15 protein-coding genes are annotated in these 15,941 nt (G+C 67.3%); 12 read left to right on the forward strand and 3 right to left on the reverse strand.

Annotated elements, in window-relative coordinates; translation table 11 throughout:
• The 3 genes from AC24R4_RS04335 to AC24R4_RS04345 all read left to right on the forward strand — a co-directional run bounded on the left by AC24R4_RS04335 (position 1) and on the right by AC24R4_RS04345 (position 3,434).
• Positions 1-1,374, forward strand: coding sequence for a cytochrome ubiquinol oxidase subunit I (locus tag AC24R4_RS04335; protein WP_400393200.1), 1,374 nt, complete (start codon positions 1-3; stop codon positions 1,372-1,374).
• A complete protein-coding gene (locus AC24R4_RS04340) occupies positions 1,371-2,408 on the forward strand; it encodes a cytochrome d ubiquinol oxidase subunit II (protein WP_400393202.1) in 1,038 nt (345 codons plus the stop codon). The genes AC24R4_RS04335 and AC24R4_RS04340 overlap by 4 nt, the downstream gene beginning before the upstream one ends.
• A 147-nt stretch (positions 2,409-2,555) precedes the next feature.
• On the forward strand, positions 2,556-3,434 hold the full coding sequence (locus tag AC24R4_RS04345) for an oxygenase MpaB family protein (RefSeq protein WP_400393204.1): 879 nt from the start codon (positions 2,556-2,558) through the stop codon (positions 3,432-3,434).
• Here AC24R4_RS04345 and AC24R4_RS04350 read toward each other — a convergent pair whose 3' ends face one another.
• Together AC24R4_RS04350 and AC24R4_RS04355 are read right to left on the reverse strand one after the other, a co-directional pair.
• Entirely contained in the window at positions 3,435-4,985 is a 1,551-nt protein-coding gene (locus tag AC24R4_RS04350) for an MDR family MFS transporter (RefSeq protein ID WP_400393206.1), read from the reverse strand.
• Between the two features lie 161 nt (positions 4,986-5,146).
• Positions 5,147-6,061, reverse strand: coding sequence for a LysR family transcriptional regulator (locus AC24R4_RS04355; protein ID WP_400393208.1), 915 nt, complete (start codon positions 6,059-6,061; stop codon positions 5,147-5,149).
• 91 nt (positions 6,062-6,152) lie between these two features.
• Here AC24R4_RS04355 and AC24R4_RS04360 point away from each other — a divergent pair, with 91 nt between their 5' ends.
• Positions 6,153-6,695: a DMT family transporter gene (locus AC24R4_RS04360; RefSeq protein WP_400393210.1), complete on the forward strand. Its 543-nt coding sequence runs from the start codon at positions 6,153-6,155 to the stop codon at positions 6,693-6,695.
• Here AC24R4_RS04360 and AC24R4_RS04365 read toward each other — a convergent pair.
• A complete protein-coding gene (locus AC24R4_RS04365; RefSeq protein WP_487522342.1) occupies positions 6,692-8,671 on the reverse strand; it encodes a methyl-accepting chemotaxis protein in 1,980 nt (659 codons plus the stop codon). The genes AC24R4_RS04360 and AC24R4_RS04365 overlap by 4 nt on opposite strands.
• A 949-nt stretch (positions 8,672-9,620) precedes the next feature.
• On the opposite strand from AC24R4_RS04365, the gene AC24R4_RS04370 reads away from it, so the two are divergent.
• The 8 genes from AC24R4_RS04370 to AC24R4_RS04405 all read left to right on the forward strand — a co-directional run bounded on the left by AC24R4_RS04370 (position 9,621) and on the right by AC24R4_RS04405 (position 15,904).
• Positions 9,621-9,941, forward strand: coding sequence for an RNA chaperone Hfq (locus tag AC24R4_RS04370; RefSeq protein WP_092599433.1), 321 nt, complete (start codon positions 9,621-9,623; stop codon positions 9,939-9,941).
• A 279-nt stretch (positions 9,942-10,220) separates the two neighbouring features.
• Positions 10,221-11,411 carry a FliC/FljB family flagellin gene (locus tag AC24R4_RS04375; protein ID WP_487522343.1) on the forward strand — a complete coding sequence of 397 codons (1,191 nt, stop codon included), beginning with the start codon at positions 10,221-10,223 and terminating at the stop codon, positions 11,409-11,411.
• A gap of 126 nt (positions 11,412-11,537) precedes the next feature.
• On the forward strand, positions 11,538-11,915 hold the full coding sequence (locus tag AC24R4_RS04380) for a flagellar protein FlaG (RefSeq protein WP_487522344.1): 378 nt from the start codon (positions 11,538-11,540) through the stop codon (positions 11,913-11,915).
• 48 nt (positions 11,916-11,963) lie between these two features.
• Positions 11,964-13,382 (forward strand): flagellar filament capping protein FliD, encoded by a 1,419-nt coding sequence (fliD, locus tag AC24R4_RS04385; RefSeq protein WP_487522345.1) that lies wholly within the window; start codon positions 11,964-11,966, stop codon positions 13,380-13,382.
• Between the two features lie 17 nt (positions 13,383-13,399).
• On the forward strand, positions 13,400-13,849 hold the full coding sequence (gene fliS, locus AC24R4_RS04390; RefSeq protein WP_487522346.1) for a flagellar export chaperone FliS: 450 nt from the start codon (positions 13,400-13,402) through the stop codon (positions 13,847-13,849).
• 2 nt (positions 13,850-13,851) lie between these two features.
• Positions 13,852-14,181, forward strand: coding sequence for a flagellar protein FliT (locus AC24R4_RS04395; RefSeq protein ID WP_487522980.1), 330 nt, complete (start codon positions 13,852-13,854; stop codon positions 14,179-14,181).
• Between the two features lie 74 nt (positions 14,182-14,255).
• Positions 14,256-15,605, forward strand: coding sequence for a flagellar hook-length control protein FliK (fliK, locus tag AC24R4_RS04400; RefSeq protein ID WP_487522347.1), 1,350 nt, complete (start codon positions 14,256-14,258; stop codon positions 15,603-15,605).
• Positions 15,602-15,904 (forward strand): EscU/YscU/HrcU family type III secretion system export apparatus switch protein, encoded by a 303-nt coding sequence (locus AC24R4_RS04405; RefSeq protein WP_487522348.1) that lies wholly within the window; start codon positions 15,602-15,604, stop codon positions 15,902-15,904. Before fliK ends, AC24R4_RS04405 begins: the two co-directional genes overlap by 4 nt.
• Positions 15,905-15,941: the final 37 nt, after the last annotated feature.

Here is a 15,941-nt window from a genome sequence, read left to right on the forward strand (position 1 = left end):
GTGTTTGCAAGTGTCGATCCGGTGATACTGGCGCGCATCCAGTTCGCCGCGAATATCACGTTCCATATCCTGTTTCCCACCATCAGCATCTCGCTGGCGTGGGTGCTGCTGTTCTTCAAGCTGCGCTACAACAAGACCGGCGATGAAAGCTGGATGGACGCCTACCGCGTCTGGGTCAAGATCTTCGCGCTGACGTTCGCGCTGGGCGTGGTCAGCGGCATCACCATGAGCTTCCAGTTCGGCACCAACTGGCCCGGCTACATGGAAACCGTCGGCAACATCGCCGGCCCGTTGCTGGCCTACGAGGTGCTGACCGCGTTCTTCCTGGAAGCCACCTTCCTCGGCATCATGCTGTTCGGCATGCGGCGCGTGGGCAATCGCATGCACACCATCGCCACGCTGCTGGTGGCCGGCGGCACCACGCTGTCGGCGTTCTGGATCCTGGCGCTGAACTCGTGGATGCAAACCCCGGCCGGCTTCGAGATGATCGACGGCCGCGCGCATGTCACCAGCTGGCTCCAAGTCATCTTCAACCCGTCGTTCCCCTACCGGCTCGTGCACATGCTGCTGGCGTCGGGCCTGACCGTAGCCTTCCTGCTGGCCGGCATTTCGGCCTATCGCTGGCTGCGCCACGACCGCGGCCGCGAAGTCATGCATTCGCTGCGCACCGGCGTGACGCTGGCGGCGTTGCTGATTCCGCTGCAGATCGTGGCCGGCGACCTGCACGGGCTGAACACACTGCATCACCAGCCGGCCAAGATCGCGGCCATGGAAGGTATCTGGAAGACCGAAAAGGGCGCGCCGGCCGTGCTGTTCGGCCTGCCCAATGCGACCACGCAGTCGAATGACTTCGAGATCGCGATTCCCAAGCTCGCCTCGATCTACCTGACCCACAAGGTGGACGGCGAGATCAAGGGCATCGACGCCTTTGCCGATCGGCATCCGCCCGTGGCACCGCTGTTCTTCGCCTTCCGCATCATGGTGGGGGTTGGCCTGCTGATGCTGGCCGTGTCGTGGCTGGGCACCTGGCAGCTCCGCCGGCAGGGCGCGCCGTCGCCGTGGCTGGCACGCGTGCTGGTGGCGATGACGTTTTCGGGCTGGATCGCGCTGGTGGCGGGCTGGTATGTGACCGAGATCGGCCGGCAGCCCTATCTGGTCTATGGCGTGCTGACCACCGCCCAGGCCGCCTCGAAGGTGCCCGCCGCCATGATCGGCAGCACCCTGGCCATGTATCTGTCGCTGTATCTGGCGCTGATCGTCGCCTACATATCGGTGGTCTTCCACCTGGCCCGCAAGGCGGGCAAGTCCGCCGCGTCCGGCCCCGCCGAAGGCACGCCGCAACCCGTCATCGGCCAACCCAGGAGCGCGCAATGAACCCGGCCACGATTCACGACCTGACCCAGCCGGCCGGCTGGCTGCCGCTGGTGTTCCTGGCGCTGATGGGCCTGTCGATGCTGATCTACGTGATCCTCGACGGCTACGACCTGGGCGTGGGCGTGCTGCTGCGCCGCGCCGACGATGCCGACAAGGACACCATGATCGCGTCGATCGGCCCGTTCTGGGATGCCAACGAAACCTGGCTCGTGCTCGGCGTGGGGCTGCTGCTGACGGCATTCCCGCTGGCCCACGGCGTCATCCTGACCAACCTGTACCTGCCCGTGGCGTTGATGCTGGCCGGACTGATCATCCGCGGCGTGGCGTTCGACTTCCGCGTCAAGGCGCGCGATCCGCACAAGCCGTGGTGGAACTTCGCGTTCTATGCGGGCTCGCTGCTGGCCAGCTTCTCGCAGGGGCTGATGCTGGGCCTCTATATCACCGGCTTCCGCTACGACCTGCCCAACCTGCTGTTCGCCGTGGCCGTGGGGCTGTGCCTGGTGGCCGGCTACTGCCTGCTGGGCGCCACGTGGCTGATCATGAAGACCACGGGAAGCCTGCAGTTGCGTGCCATCTACTGGGCCCGGCGCAGCCTGTGGCTGACGGCGGCCGGCGTGGCGGCGATCTCGGTGGTCACGCCGATGGTCAGCACGCGCATCTTCGACAAGTGGTTCGCGCTGCCGAACATCATCATGCTGGCGCCAATCCCGTTGCTGACGATGGGCCTGTTCGTGGTCATCGAGCGGTTCCTGCGCCGCATGCGCAACCTGCACGGCAACGGCAACGACCGCTGGTGCTGGCTGCCGTTCGCCGGGACGGCCGTGATCTTCCTGCTGGCATTCAACGGCCTGGCCTACAGCCTCTTTCCGTACCTCGTGGTCGATCGCATCGACATCTGGCAGGCGGCCAGCGCGCCGGAATCGCTGATGGTCATCCTGCTGGGCGCCGCGGTGGTGCTGCCGACCATCCTGGGCTATACGGCCTACGCGTACCGCGTGTTCTGGGGCAAGGCCACCGACCTGCGCTACGACTGACGGCCATCGCGCGGCCAACGGCCGTGGCGGCACGGCGGGTGTATGCTGGCGACAGCCAGACAACACCCGCCTTTTTCGTTCCGCACCTTGTCCGCCTCGCCCGACCCCACCCACCGTGCGCCCGCGGGCGCTACTACCGGCCCGCTCATGCGTCGCCTGCGCAGCCACGCCGGCAATCAGGTTCGCGCGCTCACGCGCAGCAATTCCGGGCTGACGCTCGACTACGACAATCCGCCCGGCGATCCCGGCCTGTTCGGTCCGGACGCTGTCTGCTGGCGCGTGCATGCCGATTTTCCGGCGATGCTGGCCGGCGGCGTCAGCGCGCTGTTATTGCAGGCGCTACACCCGCGCGCACTGGCCGGCGTATGGGACCACTCCAGCTTCCGCACCGACATGCAGGGCCGCCTGGGGCGCACCGCCCAGTTCATCGCCGGCACCACCTACGGCAGCCGGGCCGACGCGATGCTGCTGATCGAACGGGTCAAGCGCATCCACGCGTCGATCCAGGGCACGGCACCCGATGGCCAGCCCTACGCCGCCGACGACCCCGACCTGCTGACGTGGGTGCACGTGGCGGAGGTGTCGAGCTTCATGGCCGGATACCTGCGCTACGTGGGGCCGCTGTCCGTGGCCGAGCAGGATCGGTATTTCGCGGAAGCGGCGACGGTCGCGGCGTTGCTGGGCGCACCGGACGTGCCGCGCTCGCGCGCCGGGGTCGATGCCTATCTGGAAGCCCAGCGCCCCGGTCTGGTGAACAGTGACCGGACAAAGGAAGTCGTCCGGCTGATCATGGCGATGCCGGTGGCCAACCCGCTGCTGGTGCCGGCCGTGCGGACCATGGCCGATGCCGGCGTGGCCCTGCTGCCACCCTGGGCGCGCCAGATGCTCGGTCTGCACCGCCCTTCGCTGCGCCGCTCGCTGGCACTGGCCGGCATGCGCGGACTGGCGCCCACGCTGCGCTGGGCGCTGGGGCCCGGGCTGGCGGCACGTGCCAGACGGCGGGTACAGGCGCAGCCGGCCGCCTGATTACTCCGCTGTAGCCGCCGCCTTGGCCGCGGCGGTGGGGCTGCCGCGCAGCGTCGTTTCCTTCAGGCGGGCCACGAAGAACGGCGCGATCAGCGAGACCGCCGCGCTCATCAGGAACAGCACGCGGAACGCATGCTCGGCGGCCACGCGCACGGCGGCGGCATCGCCCTGGTCGCCGCCGGACATCGCCCGGCGGAACATGCTCATCAGCACATCCTCGCCGCCGCGCATGTCCGATACCGCCACGCCACTATGGCGCAGCAGCGCGATCAGCACCGTGGTAAGCACGGCCACGCCGACAGCGCCGCCCAGCAGCCGCGAAAACGCTGTCAGCGCCGTGGCGATCCCGACCTGCTGGGGCGGCACGGCGTTCTGCGTCGCCACCAGCCCGCTGGGCAGCTGCAGGCCGATCGACAGGCCCAGTACGATCATCACCAGCGCCGCCAGCGTCACCGATTGCGGTGGCGTGAATGCCAGCGCCACGATGGCCACGGGCGCCACCAGGCAGCCCGTCATCTGCAGCGGCTTGTAGCGGCCGCTCCACGACATCAGCCGGCCAGAGGCATACGCGCCGAACGGAATGGCCAGCGTCAGCGGCACCAGCCGCAGCGCGGCCGTATCGGCAGCCGCCCCGCCCACCACCTGAAAGCGCAGCGGCAGCAGCACCGACATCGCGATCAGCTGGAAGAAGCACAGGAACAGCGTCAGGCAGCAGATGGCCACGGTGGGCACGCCGAGCATGGCAAGCGGAATCACCGGATCGGCGGCGCGGCGCTCCTGCCACACGAACACCACCATGCCGATCAGGCCCGCCGCCAGCAGGCCGACCGTTTGCGGTTCCAGCGGCGAATGGCCCTGCCCCAGGCGGGTCAGGAACACCAGCACGCCGGACAGGCCGCCGCCGAACAGCAACGCGCCCAGGTAGTCGATCTTGTGCTTGCGGCCGCTGACGGGCAGATGGCGCAGCGCGCGGCGCACCACAACCAGCGCGATCAGGGCCAGCGGGATGTTGATCCAGAAAATCCAGCGCCACGACAGGAAGTGCGCCAGGTAGCCGCCGATCACCGGCCCCGCCATGCTGGCCACGGCCCACACGCCGCTGACATAGCCCTGGTACTTGCCGCGTTCGCGCAGCGGCACCACGTCGGCGATGGTGGCCTGCGACACCGAAATCAGCCCGCCGCCGCCCAGGCCCTGCAGGATGCGCGCGACGATCAGCATCGGCATGGTCGTGGCCAGCGCGCAGGCGATCGACGCCAGCAGGAACAGGATGATCGAGAACGTCAGCACCGAGCGGCGCCCCAGCACATCGGACAGCTTGCCGTAGATCGGCGTCACCACCGTCGACGCCACCAGATAGGCCGAAATCACCCAGGCCATGTCCTCGAAACCATTGAGCTGCAGCGCGATGTCGGGCAGCACCACGGCCACGATCGACTGTTCGAGCGCGCCGAGCAGAATGGCCAGCATCAGGCCAAAGATGACCTGCATGACGGGCACGTCAGCCGGGGGAGCGTCGGGGGAAAGCCGGGATGAGGGCGCTGCGGACATGGTGTGGCCTGGCTGGCAGATGAAGGCCCGGACGGGCTTCGCTGCTCTTCTGTCGGTGAAGGAGAGCCGCTATTTTAGGCGACTGCTGAAAACCGCGCTTGTCGATTCCCTTTCAACGCCCGCTTTGGACCCGGAACCGAGGCGTGAAAGAGACACCATCATCACTTTACTGACAGAGATCCACAGCTGTCGCGTACTGCCTGGCGCAACCAGCGGTGGGCGGGATCGGTGTCGCGCCGCGCATGCCAGGCCTGCTGAAACGGCACCGATGGCAGCGCCACGGGTGGCGCGAAGGCGCGCAACCCCGGCTGGGCCGGCGCGGCGGACAGCGTCCGGGCGGCCACCGTCAGGATCAGGTCGGTGCCGGCCACCACGTCCAGCGCCGCGCTCCAGTGCGGCAGGACCACCGCGACATGGCGGTCCAGGCCCGCTGCCGCCAGGGCGGCGTCGATATCGCTCGGCGCATCGAGCCGCATCGCCACCAGCACGTGGGGACGGGCCAGCCACGCCTCGCGCGCCAGGTCGCCGTGCGCGGGCAGCGTGGCGCCGTCCGCCACGCTGGTGTAGTGGTCCTCGAACAGCAGGTCGACGCAAATATCGCGCGGCAGATGCGGAAACACGCCCAGCGCCAGGTCGATCTCGCCGTCGGCCAGCTTGGCGAGCATGGCTTCGCGGCTGGCTTGCACGGCGGCCAGGTCGATGCCGGGCGCCTCGCTGCGCAGCCGGCGCACCAGCGCGGGCAGGATGATGCGCGCGCCATAGTCGGACAGCGCCAGGCGGAACGTGCGCCGGGCCTGGGCCGGATCGAAGGCGGATGTGCGCAGCAGGCCGTTGAGCTGGCTCAGCGCGTCTTCCAGCGGCGGCAGCAGTTCGCGCGCGCGCGCCGTCAGCACCAGGCCGGCGTCGCGCCGCACCAGCAGGGGATCGTCGAACAGCTCGCGCAACTGGGCCAGCGCGTGGCTGACCGCCGGCTGGCTCTTGTGCAGCCGTACCGCCGCGCGCGTGACGTGCTGCTCGGTCAGCAACGCGTGCAGCGTCAACAGCAGGTTCATGTCGAGGCGGCGCAGGTCATCCATGCGGCGAATGTCTCAGGTAAGGATTGCGAATTTCCCTGGCGGCCCAGCCGCGGGCACCATGGGTGCTTCGTTCTTGAACCGGAGACTTTACATGACGGCACCTTTGGCCACGCCGCTGGCATCCACCTGGATGCCGATGGGCATCGCGCTGCTGGCGGGCGCCATGATTCCGTTCCAGGCCGGCACCAATGCCACGCTGGGCCGCTCGCTCGGCCATCCGCTGTGGGCCACGGTGCTGTCCCTGCTGCTGAGCTTGCTGGTGGTACTGCCGGTGCTGTGGGGCATGCGCGCGCCCCCGCCGGCGCTGGCCGGCGCCCTGCACGGGCCGTGGTGGCAGTGGATCGGCGGCGTGTTCGGCGTGATCTATATTACGGCCGCGCTGATCCTGGCGCCCCGTGTGGGCACCGCGAACTTCATCGTCGGCGTCGTGGCCGGCCAGATGCTGGCTTCGCTGCTGATCGATCACCTGGGGCTGGTGGGGCTGCCCAGCCGGCCCGTCACCTGGATGCGCCTGGCAGGGGTGGGGCTGGTGCTGGCAGGGATGGCAGTCATGCAATGGCAGCCATCGGACGTGGCCACGCCAGCGGACGGCGCCGCGTCTGGCGCCGCCTCGCTGCGCAACCACCAGCGTTAGAACGTTTCCCAGTCGCCGGTATCGGCCGTGGCCGGGGTCGGCGCGGCGGCGGGCCGACGGCGGGCCGGCGTGGCCAGCACGGGTTCCTTGCGCTGATGCGTCACCGGCGAGCGCGGCGCGGCCGGCCTGGCGCCGTGGCGCGACAGCACCGGTTCGGCCTTGGCCTTGCGCTGCACGGGCGGCCGCGTCGCGGCGGGCACGGCGGCCACGCGAGTCGGCGCCCGCGCCGTCACCGGCGCCTGTGCAGCCACCGGGGCCGACCTGGCCGGCCTGGCCGGCTGGGCCGGCTTGGCTGGCTTGACCGGCAAGGCCCGCTTCACCGGCTCGGCGGCGGGCGCGGGCAATGCCCGGGCCGGCTTTGCAGCAATGGCGCGCGCAGGCCTGGCGACCGCCACCGCAGCCGCGCGCGGCGTTGCCGGGTGCCGCGCGAAAGGCTCGGCGGTTGCGATGCCGCCCTGCCCCAGGTCGAACCGCGCCACCTCGGTCACCAGGCCGCCGGCCTGCTGCAGCAGGCTTTCGGCCGCCGCACTGGCTTCTTCCACCAGCGCGGCGTTCTGCTGCGTCACGCTTTCCATCTGGGTAATCGCCAGGCTCACCTGTTCGATGCCGGCGGTCTGCTCTTCGCTGGCCGACGAGATCTCGCCCATGATGTCGGTCACGCGGCGCACGGCGGTCACGATGTCGTCCATCGTCTTGCCGGCCGCCTCCACCTGTTTGGCGCCGTCCTGCACCTGGCGCACGGACCCATTGATCAGTTCGCCGATTTCCTTGGCCGCCGACGACGACCGCTGGGCCAGGCTGCGGACTTCGGCCGCCACCACGCTGAAGCCCCGGCCCTGCTCGCCGGCGCGAGCCGCTTCCACGGCCGCGTTCAGCGCCAGGATATTGGTCTGGAATGCGATGCCCTCGATCACGCCGATGATTTCCGACACGCGGGCCGACGACTTCGAGATCCCGTCCATCGTATCCACCACGCTGCGCACCGCGCGGCCGCCTTCGGTGGCCACCTCGGACGCGTTGACGGCAAGCTGGTTGGCCTGCCTCGCGTTCTCGGCGTTCTGGCGCACGGTCGATGTCAGCTGTTCCATCGATGCAGCGGTCTGCTCCAGCGAGGCCGCCTGCTCTTCGGTACGCTGCGACAGGTCGGTGTTGCCACTGGCGATTTCGCGGGCGGCGGTATCGATCGAACCAGCCGCCTGCTGGATGCCACGCACCAGCGTGCCCAGCTGCCCGAAGGCACGTTCCAGCGCGCCGAGCATGCGGCCCATTTCGTCCTGGCTGCGCACCTGGATGGCGTGGCCAAGCTGGCCCTGTGCCAGCGCCTCGGCCGCATCCAGCGCCTGATGGGCGGGACGCGTCACCGAGCGCGCCAGTCCGATGCCAAGCAGCGCGGCAATGACGGCAGCCACCGCCGACATGCCGATCAGCACGTTGCGCGTGAAGACATACTGCGCCGAGGCCTCGTCGACCGCCGCCATGGCCATCTTGCGGCCCAGTTCGGCGGCGGCATCGAGACTGTCGAAGTACGCCGCCTGGGCCGCCGGCAGGGTCACCACCAGCCCGGCACGGGCGCCATCGAAGGCGCCGCCGCGCAGTTGCTGCATGACGAGGTCCAGCTGGCCGTTGTAATTGGCGCGCGCTTGCATCAGTTGCTCGAACCTGGCACCGGAATCGGCGCTGGGGGAAGCCCGCATGACCTTGCCCAGGTCTTCAAGCGTGGCGCTGACCTGTTCCCGGATCTTGCCGATCTTCTCGGCGTTCTGCTCCGCCAGCGCCGGGTCTTCCGTCAGGGCGGTGTCGCGCACCAGGATGCCGATCGCCAGCACCCGTTCCTTGGCCAGCTTCAGATCCAGTACGCGCAACAGCCGTTGTTCCACGGCCTGGTGCATCGCGTCGTTCATGCCGCCCAGCGCCCTCACGCCTACCGTGGCCACCACGGCCAGCAGCAGCACCACCACGGCGAATGCCAGCGACATCCGCGCGCCGATCCCCATTTTCCGCAAGCCCATGACTTCGTACCTTTCGTCTGTCGGGTTGTATTTGTACGCGCTGCGTCCGCCCGAGGCGGGGCGTCGCACGGCACGGTAACGGCGGGCCGCACGCTGCACTTGAGCGAATAAATGAAATGGGGGGAAAAGTCGCTGCTCTTCCACAAATTGGGGGCGCAGCGCATGGCGTCTAATCTGCCTCAGGCACTTCGATCCCGTCGCAATGGACGGGCGAGGCAGACCGCCGGAAACGGCGGATGGCTTCGAAGGATGCGGGCTCAAAAAAAAGAAGCCCACGCGCGGGGTGCTCGTAGGCTTTCAGGACTGCTATGCAGGGACCGGCTGTACCCGGTCCCGAACCGCGAATATAAACCTGCTTACATGAGGTGTAAATCGCGTTTCTATCAGGGATTCCCCTGATGGCGGGTGTAACGCGTGCATCACTCGTATGCCAAAAGTGATGCCAGAAGACACTTTTAGACTTATCGATGAATTACGGACGCTTCCCGGAAACCTTTAGCTGGCGCGGGTTGTGGAGAATGCGCTGGCCTGACAGACTCGCAGCGGATCGATATGTGCTACACGAATCACAAAATCGCGGCAACTAAATAAGTAGAGCAAATCCTCTAGGCCCAGCCCCGCAGGGGGTTCGTCAACGCTTGTAAAACTTTGTTACTCTCCCGCCTGAAGTATTCCCCTTCTCTCCTGGCAGAGACGACCCCACCGGGTAGCAGGGCAGCGTCCATCACTTTCCTCGAACGCCTGTCCGCTGCAATCATGTCGTCGTGTCCCTGCACCGGTTCCGAGAGCGAATGTTTCAATTCTCGCCGCGATCAGGCTGCAGTAACCGTCACTTTTAGTGCGACGGCACGCAAAGTCCCTGGTCATCGGACCGTTGTCAGCCGCCAGAACCCTCGCGGGCTCTTCCGGAGAAGTTGTGAAGAAGGAAATCAAGGCTCCCAGACCCAGCAGAAAGCTGCAGCAGTTGCAGTTCGCCGCGCACAGCGCCAGCCGTGCCGCGGTGGTCGTGCATCTGTCGAATGGCACGCGGCTCAATGGCATCGTGCTGGCGTCGGACAATTACATGATCCTGCTCGGGCGGACCGCCGAGGATCCCACTCCGACACTGATCTACAAGCGTGCCATCACGGTGGTGACGCCCGCCCACGCGTCGACCGACGCCGTGGCGATGCTGGACGCCGACGTATCGCCGGATTTCGTGCGGATCTTCATTCCGCGCACCCGCAAGCGCCGCTGACCGCCCGGCCCGCCGCGCCGGGCCGGGGGCTGGCCGCCGCCGGCGGCATCGCCTCCGCCTCTATATATATAGCGGGCCACAACGGGCGCCATGGCGGGCAGGGCCGCCGCCATACACCAGATCGGCCTACGCCCGCAACACGCGCAAAAGTCACTCTAAAGTCTTCTCACCCACGGTCGATAACCTTTGCAACGGAGGCACTCTACGCCCTGCACTGCAGGCAGCCAACGTTACGGCACCCGCCGGAATGCCTAAAACATTGCAAATAGGAGTCGTACCATGGCGCAAGTCATCAACACCAACATTCTGTCGCTGCAAACGCAGAGCAACCTGAACACGTCGCAATCGTCGCTGAACAGCGCGATCCAACGTCTGTCGTCGGGCCTGCGCATCAACAGCGCCAAGGACGATGCTGCTGGTCAAGCCATCGCCAACCGCTTCACCGCCAACATCAAGGGCCTGACGCAAGCTTCGCGTAACGCCAACGACGGTATCTCGATCGCTCAAACGACCGAAGGCGCGCTGAGCGAAGTCAACAACAACCTGCAACGTGTGCGTGAACTGTCGGTGCAAGCCGCCAACGGCACGAACTCGTCGTCGGACCTGAAGTCGATCCAGGACGAAATCAAGCAGCGTCTGTCGGAAATCGACCGCGTGTCGGCTCAAACCCAGTTCAACGGCGTGAAGGTTCTGGCCAAGAACCAGAACATGTCGATCCAGGTTGGCGCCAACGACAGCGAAACGATTTCGATCGCCCTGAAGCAGATCACCTCCGCTACCCTGGGCGTGGCTGGCTTCAGCGTTGCCGGCCCGCAAGGCGCAACGGCTTCGATCGGTTCGGCCGCTGCTCAAGCTGCTCTGGGCTCGGCCACGCCGGTGACCGGCGCTTCGGCAACCGGCGTTTCCGCCGCCGACATCCAGCGCGCTCTGGGCCTGAACACCTCGGCTGCCGTGAACGCACAGAACGTGGTCGCTGACTCGAACGGCAACTGGTTCGTGCAAGTGAGCATGACTGGCCTGACCGCCGCCGACGACGCCGCTCTGTCGTCGAAGGGCTTCGCTGGCAACGGTACCGCCACGTCCGCCACGATGTACATCGCCGTCAAGCCGACCGACGCATCGGTCAACGGCAACACCGCCGGCTTCACGCTGACCGGTTCGTCGCTGCAAGCTTCGGACTTCCAGCAACCGGCCACGACCAACCCGCTGGCCACGCTGGACAAGGCCCTGGCAACGGTTGACAACCTGCGCTCGAGCCTGGGTGCTGTGCAGAACCGCTTCGAATCGACGATCAACAACCTGAGCACGACGGTGAACAACCTGTCGGCTTCGCGTTCGCGCATCGAAGACGCTGACTACGCAACGGAAGTGTCGAACATGACCCGCGCGCAGATCCTGCAACAAGCTGGTACGTCGGTGCTGTCGCAAGCGAACCAGACCACGCAAAACGTGCTGTCGCTGCTGCGTTAATCGCCGCGCCGCAAGAAACCGGGCCGCAAGGCCCGGTTTTTTTGCCGGAGTGTTTTGCAGGCAGACCACTGCCTGCAAAGCATTTCAACCGTAGAGTTTTTCCTGCCCTACCGGACGGAGCTGACCATGGCATCTTCCACTCCCGTATCCATGCCGGCACGCATCACCGCCGAACCCGTGGCTGTCAGCCCGGCACCCGCCGTGCCGGCCACCGCCGCCGACGCCGTGCGCCCGGCCGCCCCAGCCCAGGACACCGGCAGCCATGCCGGCTCGGGCAATACCCCCGGCAACATGGCAGCCGCCGTGGAGGAACTCGTCGACGTGCTCAAGACCACGTCGATCGGCCTGCGGTTCGAGATCGACGACACCACCCACCGCGTCATCACCAAGGTCGTGGACAAGGAAACCGGCGATCTGATCCGCCAGTTGCCCAGCGAGGAAGTGCTGCGCTTCGCGCGCGCCATCGACAAGCTCCAGGGGCTGTTCGTCAGCCACGCCGTCTGATTCACCGCAAGCCCCATCAGTTGAAGCGATAACAACAGGTAGAAAAACATGTCCGGAATCTCCTCCATCGGCATCGGCTCCAATCTCCAGTTGCAGGACCTGCTCGACAAGATCCAAACGAACGAGAACACCGCGCTCGACCAGATCAACACCGAGGCCACCAGCTACCAGTCGCAGCTGAGCGGCTACGGCACCATCAAGAGCGTGCTGGACGCCTACTCGGCTGCGGCCAAGACGCTGGCCACCGCGTCGACGTTCGGCGCCGTGAAGGCAGCGGTCGGCAACAGCAGCGTGCTGTCCGCCACCACCGGCGCCAACGCCGTGGCGGGCAGCTACAACATCAACGTGACCTCGCTGGCCCAGGCCCAGAGCCTGGTGTCGAAGCAGGTGGCGGACCAGACCGCCGCAGTCGGCGCCGGCACGATCACGATCGACTTCGGCGCCAACCTGGCCACGGGCGGCGCGCCGACCAGCACCAAGACCGTGACGATCGGATCGGACACGTCGCTGCAAGGGATTCGCGACTCGATCAACAAGGCCGGCATCGGCGTGACGGCCAGCATCATCAATGACGGCAGCGGCACGCCCTACCGCCTGGTGCTGACATCGGACAAGACCGGCACGCAGTCGCAAATGCGCGTCTCCGCGGACAACAGCGCCGTGAACGACATCGTCGGCTACGATCCGGCCCTGGCCACGCAGCCGAGCGGCATGCAGGAGAAGGTCAAGGCGGCCGACGCCGCGCTGACGATCAACGGCATCGACATCACCAGCCAGACCAACACCGTGTCCGAAGCGGCCCAGGGCGTGACCCTGACGCTGACTGGCACCGGCACCACCAGCATGAGCGTGACGCGCGACGACGCGTCGATCAAGAACGCCGTCCAGGGCTTTGTCACCGCCTACAACAACGTGCTGTCGGCCGCCAAGACGCTGACGGCCTTCGATACCTCCTCCGGCAGCAAGGGCGCCCTGAACGGCGACAGCACGCTGCGCAACATCCAGACGCAGATGCGCGCGATGCTGACCACCCCGATGTCCGACGGCAAGGGCGGCATGGTCACGCTGTCCGACATGGGTGTCGAATTCAGCCTGGACAGCTCGAACTCGGGCTCGCTGAAGGTGAACGACGACAAGCTGACGAAGGCCATCGCCAACAACCTCACCGGCATGACCGCCTTCTTCTCGGGCACCAGCGGCTCGACGGGCATGGGCAAGACCATCACCAGCTATATCGACGGTCTGAACGCCACCGGCGGCGCGCTCAGCGCGGCCACCGACAGCCTGACGACGACGCTGAAAGACCTGGAAACCAAGTACAGCGCAACGCAGACCCGGATCACCGCCACCATGGACCGCTACCGCGCCCAGTTCACGCAGCTTGACCTGCTGGTCTCGCAGATGAACCAGACCAGCAGCTACCTGACGCAGCAGTTCTCGGCCCTGACGTCCAGCAGCAAGAAGTAACCACACGGAGTTTCTCAATGTTCGCGCGCCAAGGTATCAACGCCTATGCCCAGGTCGGGGTCCAGACCGGGGTGATGAGTGCCAGTCCGCACAAGCTGATCGTGATGCTGTACGACGGCGCACGATCGGCCATCGCCCGGGCAAAGTTCCATCTGGAAAACGGCGAGCTCGAAGCGCGCGGCAATGCGATCTCCAAGGCCATCAACATCATCGACAACGGCCTGCGCGCGGTGCTGGACCACGAGGTGGGCGGCGAAGTCTCCGCCAATCTCGAATCGCTCTATGAATACATGACGCGTCGCCTGATGCTGGCCAACCTGCACAGCGACGCCGACATGCTGTCCGAGGTGGACGCCCTGCTCGAGAACCTGTCCTCGGCATGGGCCGCCATCGATCCGGCCGCACCCGCAGACGCCACGCCGGCCGAGCCGGCCGTGGCATCACCCCCCGTTTTGCAGGACAACTGATGATGTTTTCCATGTCCCCCATCGTTCGCAGCTACGAAGAGCTCCTGGTGCTCTCCGAGCAGATGCTCGACGCCGCACGCGCGTCGAACTGGGATGCGCTGACCGATCTGCAGAAGGTCTATATGGCCGAAGTGGATCGGCTGCGCCTGCTCGACCACAGCGTGCCGTTCACCGACAACGAGCGCCTGCGCCGCTTTCAGCTGCTGGAACGCATCCTGGCCTACGATGCCCGCATCCGCGACCTGACCATGCCGCGCCTGGCCGAACTGGGCAACCTGCTCAACAACTCGCGCCGCAAGCTCGAACTGACCGCCGCCTACGGCGCCCTCTGAAGCACGCGCCCACCGGCTGACGGCGGGAACGGCGCGACGCGTATCGCATCCGCTACCATCGCTGACACGCGTCCATGACCGGCATCCAGATTCCTACCAGCCTGATCCCGCATCAGGCACCCGACCCGCAGCTATCGCGTCCCGCGCTGGCCATCGACAAGCTCGCCGCGCTGATACCCGTGCAGGAGGTGTCGCAAGGCGACGTGCAGTCGTCGACCGGCGAGACCGCCCAGGCCCGCCAGCCCAACGCGCTGATGCCGGGCGGCACCGATCCGCGCCTGGCCGGGCAGACCACTTCCACGCGCGAGACGCTGAGCTTTGCCGCCAAGGCGATCCTCGATCTGTTCGAAGCCGGCGATGCCGTACCGGCGCGTGCGAACTCGCCGCTGCTGGCCACATCGCCTTCGGGCCAGCCGGGCGCCACGCAGGACCTGGCCAGCGCGCTGGCGCGCTTTGTCGACCAGAGCGGACTGTTCTATGAATCGCATCTGACGCAATGGGTGACGGGCCAGCGCCCGTTGTCCACGCTGCTGCAGGAACCCCAGGCCGCGCTGCGCAATCCGGCCCAGAACCAGACCGCACCGCCGCAAGGCCAGCCGGCAGCGGGCTCGCCCGCCGCACCGGCGCCTGCCGCCTTGCTGCCATATGGCGGTCCGGCCGCACCCAGCGCCCTGCCCCCGCCCAGCGCGACGATCCTGGCCGAACTGACACGCCCGGTCATCTATCCGCTATCTACCGGCGTGCCGGCCCATGGTTCGCACGGCCAGCCGCACGCGGCCGAGACGGCATCGAACCTGTCCAATACCGCGGCGGCACCGCAGACGCCGCAGAGCGCCGCCGCCGAGCAGCGCCTGGCCGCGCATGCATCCGCGGCCGCGCACGCCTATCAGGTCACAGCCGAGATCTCGCACGAGGGCCACCACGCCGCACAGGCCCAGCGCGCCGCGATCGTCGCCAGCTGGAATGCGCCGGACGGCAGCGCCACGGCCGCCCAGGCGCAGCCCGATCCGGGCCCGCCCATTCATCCGTCCAGCCAAGGCGTGGTGCGCCAGCAGCTGGAACTGCTGGCCTCGCAACAGTTCCGCGCCACGATCGACGCGTGGCCCGGCATGCCCGTCGACTGGGAAATCACGCGCGAGCACGACCGCGAGGCAGGTGGCGCTTCGGCCGAGCCGGCTACCTGGAGCACCCGCCTGCGGCTGAACCTGCAGGCACTGGGCAGCGTCGATGCGGTACTGACGCTCGGGGCGCAAGGGCTGGAGGCCCGCTTCGTCGCCGCCGATCCGGATGCCGCCGAACGCCTGATCCAGGGCCGCGCCGACTTTCGCACCCAGCTGGAGGCGCGCGGCATCCCGCTGCTGAACATGAATGTGTCGACCCAGGACGGCCCGTCCACGCCCACCGTCATCGCCCTGCCAGCATGAGCGACCTCCCGTCCGATCGCGGCGCCGCCGTCGCGCTTTCCTACCAGACCCACGACAACGCGCCGCGCGTGGTGGCCAAGGGCTACGGCATGTCCGCCGAGGCCATCATCGCCCGCGCCCGCGACGCCGGCGTCTACGTGCACGGGTCCCCGGCGCTGGTCAACCTGCTGATGCAGGTGGATCTGGACAGCCAGATCCCGCCGCAGCTCTATGTGGCCGTGGCCGAACTGCTGGCGTGGCTGCACCGGATGGACGGTTCGGACGTCGGCGCCGCCGAGGGCATTCCCGCCCTGCGCTGAGCCCCATTTTCGTGCCAGCCGCCACGCCACGCCGGGC

The organism is Cupriavidus sp. CER-90 (assembly GCF_057652055.1).